The organism is Bradyrhizobium sp. CCBAU 51753 (assembly GCF_015291565.1).
Lineage (GTDB): Bacteria > Pseudomonadota > Alphaproteobacteria > Rhizobiales > Xanthobacteraceae > Bradyrhizobium > Bradyrhizobium ivorense.
Genome location: NZ_CP030037.1, coordinates 7,581,079 through 7,593,720, shown reverse-complemented (window position 1 = coordinate 7,593,720; position 12,642 = coordinate 7,581,079). Strand labels below are relative to the sequence as shown.

At 67.6% G+C, this 12,642-nt stretch carries 12 protein-coding genes; 4 read left to right on the top strand and 8 right to left on the bottom strand.

Annotated features, from left to right (window positions below):
• Window positions 1–154: 154 nt before the first annotated feature.
• From XH93_RS34735 to XH93_RS34720, 4 genes are all read right to left on the bottom strand, one after another.
• Complete coding sequence (locus XH93_RS34735; protein ID WP_139864485.1) at window positions 155–2,218, bottom strand: hypothetical protein; 2,064 nt, start codon at window positions 2,216–2,218, stop codon at window positions 155–157.
• A 123-nt stretch (window positions 2,219–2,341) separates the two neighbouring features.
• The gene (locus XH93_RS34730; protein ID WP_194475438.1) at window positions 2,342–5,143 is read right to left on the bottom strand and encodes a DUF4159 domain-containing protein; all 2,802 of its coding nucleotides are present in this window, start codon (window positions 5,141–5,143) and stop codon (window positions 2,342–2,344) included.
• Window positions 5,143–6,084, bottom strand: a complete 942-nt coding sequence (locus XH93_RS34725; protein ID WP_194470928.1) for a DUF58 domain-containing protein — start codon at window positions 6,082–6,084, stop codon at window positions 5,143–5,145. The genes XH93_RS34730 and XH93_RS34725 overlap by 1 nt, the downstream gene beginning before the upstream one ends.
• Entirely contained in the window at window positions 6,084–7,088 is a 1,005-nt protein-coding gene (locus tag XH93_RS34720) for a MoxR family ATPase (RefSeq protein ID WP_139482112.1), read from the bottom strand. The genes XH93_RS34725 and XH93_RS34720 overlap by 1 nt, the downstream gene beginning before the upstream one ends.
• Before the next feature lie 229 nt (window positions 7,089–7,317).
• Between XH93_RS34720 and XH93_RS34715 the strand changes: the two genes are divergently transcribed.
• From XH93_RS34715 to XH93_RS34700, 4 genes are read left to right on the top strand one after another with little or no spacing between them, the layout of a single operon-like run.
• Window positions 7,318–7,974: a DUF1285 domain-containing protein gene (locus XH93_RS34715; RefSeq protein WP_194470927.1), complete on the top strand. Its 657-nt coding sequence runs from the start codon at window positions 7,318–7,320 to the stop codon at window positions 7,972–7,974.
• A gap of 8 nt (window positions 7,975–7,982) precedes the next feature.
• Complete coding sequence (locus XH93_RS34710; protein ID WP_371815132.1) at window positions 7,983–8,642, top strand: CoA pyrophosphatase; 660 nt, start codon at window positions 7,983–7,985, stop codon at window positions 8,640–8,642.
• Window positions 8,639–8,902 carry a DUF6111 family protein gene (locus tag XH93_RS34705; protein ID WP_194470925.1) on the top strand — a complete coding sequence of 88 codons (264 nt, stop codon included), beginning with the start codon at window positions 8,639–8,641 and terminating at the stop codon, window positions 8,900–8,902. The genes XH93_RS34710 and XH93_RS34705 overlap by 4 nt, the downstream gene beginning before the upstream one ends.
• Complete coding sequence (locus XH93_RS34700; RefSeq protein ID WP_194470924.1) at window positions 8,899–10,155, top strand: CCA tRNA nucleotidyltransferase; 1,257 nt, start codon at window positions 8,899–8,901, stop codon at window positions 10,153–10,155. The genes XH93_RS34705 and XH93_RS34700 overlap by 4 nt, the downstream gene beginning before the upstream one ends.
• A 93-nt stretch (window positions 10,156–10,248) precedes the next feature.
• Here XH93_RS34700 and XH93_RS34695 read toward each other — a convergent pair whose 3' ends face one another.
• The 4 genes from XH93_RS34695 to XH93_RS34680 all read right to left on the bottom strand — a co-directional run bounded on the left by XH93_RS34695 (window position 10,249) and on the right by XH93_RS34680 (window position 12,637).
• On the bottom strand, window positions 10,249–10,533 hold the full coding sequence (locus XH93_RS34695) for a DUF2158 domain-containing protein (protein WP_172628383.1): 285 nt from the start codon (window positions 10,531–10,533) through the stop codon (window positions 10,249–10,251).
• A gap of 114 nt (window positions 10,534–10,647) precedes the next feature.
• Complete coding sequence (locus tag XH93_RS34690) at window positions 10,648–11,388, bottom strand: HAD family hydrolase (protein WP_194470923.1); 741 nt, start codon at window positions 11,386–11,388, stop codon at window positions 10,648–10,650.
• Window positions 11,379–12,269 (bottom strand): oxygen-dependent coproporphyrinogen oxidase, encoded by an 891-nt coding sequence (gene hemF, locus XH93_RS34685; protein WP_194470922.1) that lies wholly within the window; start codon window positions 12,267–12,269, stop codon window positions 11,379–11,381. The genes XH93_RS34690 and hemF overlap by 10 nt, the downstream gene beginning before the upstream one ends.
• 2 nt (window positions 12,270–12,271) lie before the next feature.
• Complete coding sequence (locus tag XH93_RS34680; protein WP_194470921.1) at window positions 12,272–12,637, bottom strand: 6-carboxytetrahydropterin synthase; 366 nt, start codon at window positions 12,635–12,637, stop codon at window positions 12,272–12,274.
• Window positions 12,638–12,642 lie beyond the last annotated feature (5 nt).

The window sequence follows — 12,642 nt, the reverse complement described above, 5'->3', positions numbered from 1 at the left end:
ACGATTGACGCCCACCCGATCGGAACGGCGTCACGACCCCGTGCCGTCCCGATGTTACATTATAACATCTGACGATGATGGTGATGTCAACCGTCGGCCAGATGAACCCGTGTCGATCAGTTGCCGGTGTGTGATTGACGCAACGCGTCCCGCTTCAGCGTCCTTCGCGCAGCCAGGTCGCCGCGAATGCGCCGAGCAGCAGCAGCAGGCCAACGATGCCGGCGAACATCGGCAGCACGCCGACGCCCTTGACGACGCTGGCGTCGCGCATTTTGACGCCGAGCCAGCCGTCGCCGCGGAAGATCGAGGAGGCGCGCACCGGCACCACGCGGGGCATATCGAGGCTCGATCCGTCGACGATGCGCCGCGCGTCGCCGCCGGTCGCCTGCGCCAGCGGCTTCAGCATCTCGGTGGTCGAGGTGACTTCCGAAAACTCCTTCGGATTGGTCGGGCCGACATTGATCAGCGCCTTCAGCGTGCCGTCGGTCGCCTGCCACAGGCCGAGCTCATTGGCGGGCAGCGTTGCACGCCACTCGCCGGGATCGCCGGCGGTGAGGGTCAATTCGCGCGTGGTGCCGCCCGGCGACGTCACAGTGACGGGTGAGACGGTGTCGGCCATGGTCTGGCGCACCACCATCAGGTCCTTGCCCTGCACCTGCATGCGCAGCGACTCTTCGTCGAGGTCGGGCTGCTTCATCAGCCAGTGCGACATCCGCCGCAACAAATCGAGATGCGGGCCGCCGCCCTCATAGCCGCGCGCCCACAGCCAGATATGGTCGGACAGCAGCAGCGCGACGCGGCCTTCGCCGAAGCGCGACAGCAGCAGCAGCGGCTTGCCGTCGGCGCCGGTCATGACCGGCGGGTTGATCGCGTTGCGGGTATCGACGGTGCGGAAGAACCGGCTCCAATGCGGCGGCTCGGCGTTCGCGCCCTCCAGCCCGCGCGTCACCGGGTGGCGTTTTCCGGCATCGCTCAAGTGCGCGTAGAACGGTTTTTCGGTGACGCCGACCGGCTCGGCCGGCAGCACTGAATCCAGCGGCGTGCGCCAGATGCTGGTGGTCGAGGCGTAGTCGGGCCCGGCAGAGACCAGCACCGCGCCGCCGGAGCGGACGTAGCGCGCGATGTTGTCGAAATAGGCGATCGGCAGCACGCCCTGCCGGGCGTAGCGATCGAAGATGATCAGCTGGAAGTCGTTGATGCGCTGCTGGAACAGCTCGCGGGTCGGAAACGCGATCAGCGACAGTTCGTTGATCGGCGTGCCGTCCTGCTTCTCCGGCGGCCGCAGAATGGTGAAGTGGACGAGGTCGACACTTGGATCGGACTTCAGCAGGTTGCGCCAGGTGCGCTCGCCGGCATGCGGCTCGCCGGAGACCAGCAGCACGCGCAACCGGTCGCGCACGCCGTCGATCGCGACCACGGCGCGGTTGTTCACCGGCGTCAGCTCGTTGGCGAGCGGCGAGGCCTCGATCTCGACGATGTTCTGGCCGGCGTGCTTGATGTCGATGTCGACGCTGGCGGTCTGGCCGCTGCTCATCGTGCGCTCGTTGATCGTCTCGCCGTCGCGGCGGACGGTGACCTTGGCGCGCTCGCCGACAACGCCCTGGTCGTCGAGCCGGAAGGTGATGGTCTGGGTCTGGCCGACGATGCCGAAGCGCGGCGCCGCCGTGATCGCGATGCGACGGTCGCGCTCGTCCTTGCGGCCGGTGATCAGCGCATGCACCGGCGCCTGGAAGCCGAGCGCCTGGGCGTTGGACGGAATGTCATGCACGCGGCCGTCGGTGATCATGAATGCGCCGGCGACGCGCTCGACCGGAACGTCCGACAGCGCCGACGACAGCGCGCCGAACAGTTTGGTGCCGTCGGTCTCGCCGTCGGCCTGGCCGGCCTCGACGACGCGCACTTCGAGGCCCCTGATCTGCTTCAGGCTGTCGACCAGCGCCTGCCGCGCCTTGTCGGTCTCTTCGTTGCGGGTGCCGAAATTCTGGCTCGGGCTCTTGTCGATCACGACCGCGGCGACCGAGGACAGCGGCTCGCGGTCCTCGCGGGTGAAGGAGGGGTTGGCCAGCGCGAGCAGGATCAGCGCCAGCGCGGCGACACGCACCGCGGCGCCGCGCGACCGCGCCACCAGCAGCAGCGCGGCGATCACCACGATCGCGCCGAGCGCGAGCCACAGCACGAGCGAAGGAACCAGCGGTGTGAACGCGATGCCGTAGTTCATGGCGTCACTCCGTCATTCCGGGGCGATGCGCAGCATCGAACCCGGAATCTCGAGATTCCGGGTCTGGTGCTGATGCACCATCCCGGAATGACGGTGTGGGCGGTTGAATGCATCACTCCCATCTCATTGTCCCAGCCGCTCGATCAGGGCAGGCGCGTGCACCTGGTCGGCCTTGTAGTTGCCGGTCAGCGTGTACATCACGATGTTGACGCCGGCGCGGAAGGCGAATTCGCGCTGCCGCGGCTCGCCCGGCGTCAGCGGCAGCATCGGCTGGCCGTCGGGGCGGATCGCCCAGGCGCCGGCGAGGTCGTTCGAGGTGATGATGATCGGCGACACGCCATCGCCGCCGCGGGCCGGGCGCTGCGCGGCCTCGTCGTCGTCGTCGCGCGGCAGCGCCTCGACCCAGGTCTGGCCGTTGTTGAAGCGGCCGGGGAAGTCGCGCAGCAGATAGAACGTCTTGGTCAGCACGTGCTCGCGCGGCACCGGCTCGAGCTCGGGAATGTCGAGGGTCGACAGCAATTCGCGCAGCGTCTGCATCGCCGGCGTCTGCGCGCCGCCATTGTCGCCCGGCGGCGCCTCGACGGCGTCGCGGGTGTCGAAGATCACCGTGCCGCCCTGCTTCATGTAGGCGTCGATCTTGTTGATGGCGTCCTGCGGCGGCTTCGCCGCGCCCGGCACGATCGGCCAGTAGATCAGCGGAAAGAACGCCAGCTCGTCGTGCGCCGGGTCGACGCCGACGGGATCGCCGGCCTCCAGCGCGGTGCGCTGCGCCAGGAACAGCGTCAGGCCGGACATCCCGGCCTTGACGACGGAATCGATGTCGGCATTGCCGGTGACGACATAGGCGAGCCGGGTCTGCGACACCGACTTGATGGCAAAGTCGTCGCTGCTCTCGGCGCGGCTCGGCGAGGGCGACATCGCCGCCAGCACGAACGCGAGGACGAGGACGGCGGGCGCCGCGCGCCGCCGCAGCAGCGCGGCAATGCCGCCGCCGAGCATCGCCACCACGATCGCGTCGATCAGGAACAGCGCCAGCGCGGTCGACAGCATGATGCCGCGCAGATCGCGCGGCTCGGTGTTGGTGTAGCTCGCATGCTGCGCCTTCAGGCCGGAAGTGTCGATCGGCGCGATGCGGTCGGCGGAGGCGAGGGTGTTGACCGCGATCGGGCTTTCCGCCGGACCGTAGAAGCCGGGCGGATGATCTGAAGTGGCGCGGTCGCGATAATCCGCCGGCATCGGCTTGGCGGTCGACGGCGGCGGACCGAATGCGCCGAACCCGTCGAGGGTGCGCAGCGGCGCCACCGTCGCGGCAGCAGGATCGCTGGCGACGCCGGGACCGGGCGTCGAGGTGTAGCCGGACATGTCGATCAGCCGCCGCAGCATCTCGACGAAGGTGCCGGACATCGGCAGGTCCGACCAGCGCATGTCGGCGCCGACATGGAACAGGCTGACCACGCCCTTGCCGCGGTGCTCGCCGGTGACCAGCGGCGTGCCGTCTTCCAGCGACGCCCAGCTCTTGGTCGCGAGCACGGCGTCGGGCTCGGCCAGCACCTGCCGGTTGACGGTGATGTCCTTGGGCACGGTGAGGCCGTTGAACGGCCCGTCGGCGGCGAACGAGGCCATGTGTTGCGGCTTCTCCCAGGTCAGGCTGCCGCCGAGCGTGCGGCCGCCCTTGCGCAATTTAACCGGCACGAGATCGTCATCGGCCTGCGCGAGGCGCGGACCGGCGAAGCGCACCAGCACGCCGCCCTGGTCGATCCAGGCGTTGAGGCGGTCGCGGATTTCCGGCGACAGCGTGCCGACATCGGCCATCACGATCATCGGCAGCCGCTGATCGAGGAATTGCGCGATCACCTGCTGTGGCGCGCCGCGATCGCCGAGCCTGATATCGGCGAACGGCGACAGCGCGCGGGAGAGATAGAAGGTCGAGGCCAGCAGCGGCTGCGCGGTATCGCTGCTCGAGCCCGAGACCACGCCGATCGCGCGGCGGCGCCAGCGCCGGTCGAGCAGCTGCACGGCGCCGGCCGAACGCTCGCCGGAGATTTCGAGCCGCGCGATGTCGTTGCGGAGTTCGACCGGAAGATCGAAGGCGGCCTCGGTCTCGCGCTCCTGCGGAGCGAATGCGTAGCGGGCCTCGCCGATCGGCGAGCCCTTGGCGTCGACCGCACGCACCGTGCCGCCGGCAACCCCGGTCTCGGTGCGCAGCACCTTGACCGTCATCTTGGCGGCGGCGTTCTCGGCCGCGACCAGCGCCTGCGCGGACGGCGCGCCGCCGGAGAAGATCGTCAAATTGCGGCCCTCGATCACCTTGCCAAGGCCTTCGGTGAATTCGCTGCCGCGGCCGGTGTCGACGCCATCCGACAGCCAGGCGATATCGCAATCGCCGGTCGATTTGAGGAAACGTCCAAGCGCCGTGAGGGTTTCAACGCGGTCGACCGAATAGGGCTTTGGCGCCAGCTGTCGCAGCGCGACGCGCGCGGCGCCGGCCGGCATCAGCGTGATGTCGCGCGCCGGCTCCGACAACGGCACCAGCGCGACGCCGCGGCGGTCGCTGTCGGCATCGGCGACCAGCTCGTCCGCCGCCCTGATCCGCGCATCCCAGCTCGAGGCGGAGCTCCAGCCGTCGTCGAGCAGGATCACGAGCGGCAATTTGCTTGCGGCGATGCCGGTTTGCGGATTCCAGATCGGGCCGGCGGCGGCGAGGATGACGAGGGCTGCAGCGGCAAGCCGCAGCAAGGTCAGCCACCACGGCGTGCGCGACGGCGTCTCCTCCTTGGGCGCAATGTCGAACAACAGCCGGGTCGGCGGGAATTCGATGCGCCGCGGCCGCGGCGGCATCACGCGCAGCAGCCACCACAGCACGGGCAGGCTGAGCAGGCCCAGCAGCAGCAGCGGTTCGGCAAAGGAGAGGGGGAGGCCTGCGATCATGCGCTGCGTCCCGCCTTGACGGTGGTGCGTCCGCCGCCCTTGTTCACCATCATGCCGGCATGCAGGAACAACAGCAGCTCGGCCGCGGAGCGGCTGGTGGTGTGGGTCGAGAACAGCCAGTCGAGCCGGTTGGTCTCGGCGCGGATCTGGTCGCGATGCAGCGCGACGCGGGCGACGTAGTCGGTCGTCCAGCTTTCGGCGCGGCCCGCGGTGATGACGCTGCCGATCTCCGGCTCGACGAATTCGACGCGGCCGGAATAGGGAAAGGTCTCTTCGGCGGGATCGACCACCTGGATCAGCGTGCCATGCGCGCCCGACGAGGCGAGCCCGCCCAGCATGGCCGTGATCTCCGCAATTGGCGACCAGAAGTCCGACAGCACCACGATCTCGGCGAGCGATGACGGCACGAAGGACGGCGGCAGGCTGGCGCGCGTCTTGTCATCGTGCAGCATCGCCTGCGCCATCTTGTCGATCACCGCGCGGCTGCCGGTCGGATTCATCAGGCCGGGAATGCCGACGCGTTCGCCGCCGGCGACCAGCAGCTCGGCAAGCGCGAAGGCGACGATCAGGCCGCGCTCGAGCTTGCTGTCGCGCGCATCGCGCGAGGCAAAGGCCATCGACGGCGAGCGGTCGGGCCAGATCCACACGGTGTGCGCGGCCTCCCATTCCTGTTCGCGAACATAGAGGTGATCGTCGCGTCCGGAGCGGCGCCAGTCGACGCGCTGCGCCGGCTCGCCGGAGACGAAGCGGCGATACTGCCAAAAGCTTTCGCCGGCGCCGGCGCGGCGGCGGCCGTGCAGGCCGTGGATCACATTGGCGGCGATGCGGCGGGCCTCAAGCACCAGGCGCGGCAGCGAAGCGGCGAGCGATCGGCTTTCGCCATCTGCACGTCGAACCGCAACAATCTCCTCGTCCTTGTGCTTGTTGTCAGCGGCCATCAAGCGATCCGCGTCTTCAATTGCTTGATCACGTCCGGAATGGTGCGCCCTTCGGCGCGCGCCGAGAAAGTCAGCGCCATGCGATGCTTGAGCACGGGTTCGGCAAGGTCGAGCACGTCGTCGATCGAGGGCGCGAGCCGTCCGTCGAGCAGCGCACGGGCGCGCACCGCGAGCATCAGGGCCTGGCTGGCGCGGGGACCAGGTCCCCAGGCGATCAGCTTGCCGGATTCACCGCCGTCGGGGCCGGGACGCGCGGCGCGGACCAGCGACAGGATCGCCTCGACCACGGAATCGCCGACCGGCAGCCGGCGCACCAGCCGCTGTGCCGTGAGCAGCGTCTCGGCATCCATCGCGGGTTTCGCCGCCGTCTCTTCGGCGCCGGTGGTCTCGAACAGGATGCGCCGTTCGGCGTCGCGATCGGGATAGTCGACGTCGATTTCCATCAGGAAGCGGTCGAGTTGTGCCTCGGGCAGCGGGTAGGTGCCCTCCTGCTCCAGCGGGTTCTGCGTCGCCAGCACATGGAATGGCTTCGGCAGATCGTGCCGCGCGCCGGCAATGGTGATGTGCTGCTCTTGCATGGCTTGCAGCAGCGCCGACTGGGTGCGCGGGCTGGCGCGGTTGATCTCGTCGGCCATCAACAGCTGCGCGAACACCGGACCTGCGATGAAGCGGAACGAGCGCTTGCCGGCCGAGCTCTCGTCCAGCACCTCGGCGCCGAGAATATCCGACGGCATCAAATCGGGCGTGAACTGGATGCGCTTGGCGTCGAGCCCGAGCGTGACGCCGAGCGTCTCGACCAGTTTTGTTTTGGCAAGGCCGGGGACGCCGATCAGCAGCGCGTGGCCGCCGGACAGGATCGTCACCAGGGTGTTTTCGATCACCTGGTCCTGGCCGAAGATGACGGTGGACACCGCCTCCTTGGCAGCCCGGATTTGCCCGGCGACCTGCTCGGCCGAACGGACGATCACATCCTCCAGTTTCTCGACGCTGTCTACACCAGCCATTCGGTCCGCTCCTTCTCGACATTCGCACCGTATCGGCGCGTCGTCATGTCATGGCCCACATGCTAAACCTGTGAGAAGGCCATGTATTCGTTGAATTAAACTATCCCCACCTTATCGGCATTTCGGGGTATGAACGGCATCACGATGTGGCGAGAATGACGTCCCGACCACATCTCAGAAGACGTACACAAAACGTGCCAGATTGAGGGTTGAAACTTTAGGGCAAACAATGGCGAAGCAAGGGCAAACGGGTCAGGGCAGGGAAACCACGGATAACGCAGGCAAGGGTCTCGAAAAGACCGGCCTCGACGGGCTCACTGCCGCGGCCAACCAGGCTGCGACATCGGGTCCTGCCGGGCGCAAGGGCCTGCCGCCGGTTCATCTGTGGAATCCGCCGTTTTGCGGCGATCTCGACATGCGAATCGCGCCCGACGGCACCTGGTTCTACATGGGAACGCCGATCGGCCGGCCGGCGCTGGTGCGGCTGTTCTCCACCATTCTGAAGCGCGAGGACGGCAAGCACTTTCTCGTGACCCCGGTGGAGAAGGTCGGCATCCGCGTCGACGACGCGCCGTTCCTTGCCGTGGAAATGCAGACGCAGCACGACGCGCGCGGGCGTCTGCTCAGGTTCCGCACCAATGTCGACGACTGGGTCGATTGCGAGCAGGGCCACGGCCTCCGATTCGAGGCCGCCGAGGATGGCGGGCTGACGCCCTATCTGCATGTCCGCGCCGACCTCTGGGCCAAGGTGACCCGCGCGCTCTATTACGATCTGGTTGACATGGGCGAGGCGCGGATGGTCGATGGTGAAGAGATGTTCGGCATCGAGTCCGGCGGCGAATTCTTCGCGATGGCGGATGCCAAGCAGGTGAGGGACGCGCTTTGAACGAGCCGATGGTGAAGGCGCAGCCCGCGAGGATCGGCTCGTCGGAATTTTTTGCGCGGGCCCGCGCCCGGCTCAATTTCGAGGTGCCGGCGGGGCTGGTCGATCCGCATATCATTCCGCGCACCGGAGACTCCGGTAACGACCGCATGCTCGAGATCGTAGCCAAAGAACAGCCGGTGCGGCCGGCCGCGGTGCTGATCCCGGTGGTCGATCACCCCGAGCCGACGGTGCTGCTGACGCAGCGCTCGCCGCATCTGTCGAGCCATGCCGGGCAGATTTCGTTTCCGGGCGGCAAGATCGACGCGACCGACGCCTCGCCGCTCGACGCCGCGCTGCGCGAGGCGTGCGAGGAAGTCGGGCTGAAGCGGGAATATATCGATCCGGTCGGCTATCTCGACCTCTACGGCACCGCATTCGGCTTCCGCATCCTGCCGACGGTCGCCAAGGTGGAGCCCGGCTTTGCGCTCGATATCAACGAGGCCGAGGTCGTCGATGCCTTCGAGGTGCCGCTGGCATTCCTGATGAATCCGGAAAATCACCAGATCCATACCAAGGAATTCCGCGGCATGGACTGTTCCTATTACGCGATGCCGTTCGCCGAGCGCTACATCTGGGGCGCGACCGCCGGCATCCTGCGCGTGCTGTATGAGCGGATCTATCTGTCATGATCCGCACGGTGCTGACCGAGGTCGGTGTCTTCCTGATCCCGTTCGTCGCCTATGCCGTCTTCCTTATGGCCACGCGCGCCGGCGTGACGCTGCCGGCGTCCTGGCCGCTCGACATGCTGGCGAAGCTGACGCTCGCGGCCCTTGTGCTTGTCATCATCAGCTTCCTCCTGCTCGCCGAATACACCGGCGCGCCGCCCAACTCGACCTACGTGCCTGCCCATATCGAGAACGGCAAGCTGGTGCCCGGAGTTGAGAAATGAGCGAGGCGCGCCTTCTGTCCGATGCGCCGTGGCTCGCCTCGGGCCCGGCGGCGCGCGTGCTGGCGCTGCTCAATGCCGACGGCGAGGAGGCGCGGGTGATCGGCGGCGCGGTGCGCAACGCCCTGATGAAGATTCCGCTCGGTGACATCGATATCGCGACCACGGCGCTGCCCGACGAGGTGGTGCGCCGCGCCAAGCGCGCCAGCATCAAGAGCGTGCCGACCGGCATCGAGCACGGCACCGTGACCCTGGTGGTCGAAGGCCAGCCGTTCGAGGTGACGACGCTGCGCGAGGACACCGAGACCTATGGCCGCAAGGCGAAGGTGACGTTCGGCCGCGACTGGGTGCGTGACGCCGAGCGGCGCGATTTCACCATCAACGGGCTGTCGGTCGATGCGGATGGCGTCGTGCACGATCACGTCGGCGGGCTGGACGACATCGCTGCAAAACGGGTGCGCTTCATCGGCGATCCCGCGCGGCGCATCGCCGAGGATTATCTGCGCATTCTGCGCTTCTTCCGCTTCCACGCCGCCTATGGCGAAGGCGAGGTCGATCGCGCCGGCTATCTCGCCTGCGTCAGCGGGCGCGACGGACTTGGAGAGCTTTCGGCCGGACGCATCCGCATGGAGATGCTCAAGCTCGTGGTCGCCGACGGTGCGGCGGCCGCGGTGGTCGCGATGGGCGATGGCGGCCTGCTGCAGCCGCTGTTCGGCGGCGTCGCCTATACCGGGCCGTTCGCGGCGATGATCGGGATCGAGAGCTGCATGGAGCTTTCGCCGAGCGCGATGCGACGGCTCGCCGCGCTGACGGTCGCGGTTACCGAGGACGCGCGGCGCATCGCGGGCCGGCTGCGGCTCTCCAACACTGAGGCCAAGGCGCTGGATTCGATGGGGCATCGCTGGTGGCGCCTGCCCGGCATGGACGAGGCGCATGCGCGGCGCCGGCTCTACCGGCTCGGCGACGACGCCTATCGCGACCGGCTGTTGCTGGCCTGGGCGCGCAGCGGCACCCGCGGCGACGTCGAGCAATGGCGCGCGCTCGCCACGCTGCCGCAGCGCTGGCGCGCGCCGCATTTTCCGTTGCGGGCGTCGGATTTCATCGCACGCGGAATTGCCGAGGGGCCGGCGCTGGGACATGTTCTGACGCTGGCCGAGGACGCCTGGCTCGCCGCGGACTTTCCGCTGGAGCCGAAGACGCTGTCCGATATCGCCGACCAGACCGTCGCCCGGTTCACCCGCGACCATCGGCTGTAACAGCAACGGTGGCGCGGCGATGATGCGGCCGCGCCGAAGAGGGGCGGAGGCGATGCCGCCGGCGTTGCGCCAGGCAGCATCGCACCGGAAATGCTACGCCGCCTTGCGCTTCTTCTTGCGGTCGCCGTCGTCGTCCTCGTCCTCGTCGTCCTCTTCTTCCTCGTCCTCGTCCTCGTCTTCCTCTTCGTCGTCTTCCGCTTCATCCTCTTCCGGATCGAGCTCGGTCGATTCGAGCGCGATGACCGGCAGCGTCTCGCGAAACAGGTCGCCGTCGACACCCATCCAGAGACACTCGACGTTTTCCTCGTTGACTTCCACCACCGTCAGCGGGTGACCGCCGGACTTCAGGATGACAACATCGCCTGGCTTCAGTTCCATGATCTTCCCTCCGCGCTTGATGACGCGGCCGGCAGGCTAGCGAGCGGTGATGACAGTCCGATCACGGACCGCTGCTCACGCGATCAATTGACGTGGAAAACGGCCGATGCGGCGCTATTTGCGCGCGGCAGGCACCAGCTCGGCCAGGGAGCGGATGATGCGGTCCGGCTTGATCGTGGACCCCGGCGGTAATCCGACGCCGTGCACGTCCATCCAGATCGCGTAGATGCCAAGCCGTTGCGGCGCCACGACTTCCCACTCCAGATTGTCGCCGACCATCCAGGTGTCAGGCGCGGTGACGCCGAGCGCCTGCATCGCGTGCAGATAAGCGCGCTCCTCCGGCTTGCCGAAACCGTGCTCGCCCTCGATCTGGATGTGGTCGAAGCGATGGCCGAGCGCAAAGCGTTCGACCTTGGCGCGCTGCATGTCGGCGGCGCCGTTGGTGACCAATGCGAGCTTGATGCCGAGCGCCTTGAAGGCGTCGATCGCCTCATGCGCGCCGGGGAAGACGAACATCTCCTCCTCGCGATAGGCGGTGAAGCGATCGGCGATGCGGTCGGCGAGCTCGTCCGGCAGCGCACGGTGGCCGTCGGCCGCGAGCGCCGCGAAGCCGCCTCGCACCGTGAGACGCCGCGCCTCGCCGAGTCTGATCCGCCAGATCGGCTCCGCCGTCGACCAGAATTTTCGCGCCGACGCCAACAACGCGGTCGCGACCTGCTCGGGAGGCAGGGGCGCGAGTTCATCGGCAAATTCGGCGGCGATCGTGTTCCAGGCGATCTCTGGGCGACCATAGGCCGACAGGATGGTGTCATCCATGTCGATCAGCATCGCGCGCGGCAGGTCTCTCACGGCCATTTCACCTCCGGCGGCAGCGACGACAGGATCGAATCGACATTGCCGCCGGTCTTCAGGCCGAAGATGGTGCCGCGATCATAGAGCAGGTTGAATTCGACATAGCGGCCGCGGCGCACCAGCTGCTCGTCGCGGTCCGCGGCGCTCCACGCTTGCGCGTAATTCCGCCGCACCAGCTCCGGATAGATCTTCAGGAAGCTGCGCCCGACGTCCTGGGTGAACGCGAGGTCGGCGTCCCAGTCGCCGCTGTCGTGCCAGTCATAGAAGATGCCGCCGATGCCGCGCGCCTCCTTGCGATGCGGCAAATAGAAATACTCGTCGCACCACTTCTTGTACTTCTCATAGTCGGCGACAGGACTGCTGCACGCCTCTTTCATCGCGGCGTGGAAGGCGACCGTATCGGCATCGTCCTGGGTGCGCCGCCGGTCCAGCACCGGCGTCAGATCGGCGCCGCCGCCGAACCACGCCTTTGTGGTGACGACGAAGCGCGTGTTCATGTGCACCGCCGGCACATTCGGATTGCGCAAATGCGCGATCAGCGAGATGCCGGAGGCCCAGAACCTCGGATCGTCGGCGGCGCCGGGAATCTGCGCGCGGAATTCGGGGGCGAACTCGCCATGCACGGTCGAGCAGTGCACGCCGACCTTCTCGAACAGCCGGCCCTTCATGATCGACATCACGCCGCCGCCGCCGGGCTTGCCGGTGTGGTCGGTGCGGTCCCATGGCGTGCGCGTAAAGCGGCCGGCGTCGCCGGGATAGAGCGCGGGCGGGGCGTCGTCCTCGAGCTTTTCCAGCGCGAGGCAGATGTCGTCGCGCAGCGCCTCGAACCAGCTGCGGGCCCGGGCCTTGCGGTCCTCGGTGATGGCGGGGTCTGTGGGGAGCATTTCTATCCCTGCGGTCCGAAATAAGTGCAGCTCTCGTTGCAGCTGTCGCGATGGACGCTGACGCGGGTCAGTTTTCCGGCATGCTGCAGCCGCTCCCAGATGAAGCGCGACAGGTTTTCCAGCGTCGGCGGGCCGAGCGCCTCAATCTTGTTGAGCAGCTTATGGTCCAGCGTCTTCTGCACGTCCGCCATGGCCTGTTCGAGCACGCCGAGATCGACCACCATCCCGGTCGCCGGATCCGGCGTGCCGCGCACCGTGACTTCGGCGCGGAAGGAATGGCCGTGGATCTCCTCGCTGTCGGCGCCAAAGGTCGTTCCGGACAGCGCATGCGCAGCCTCGAACCGAAACGCTTTCGTCAATTCCCACATCTCTT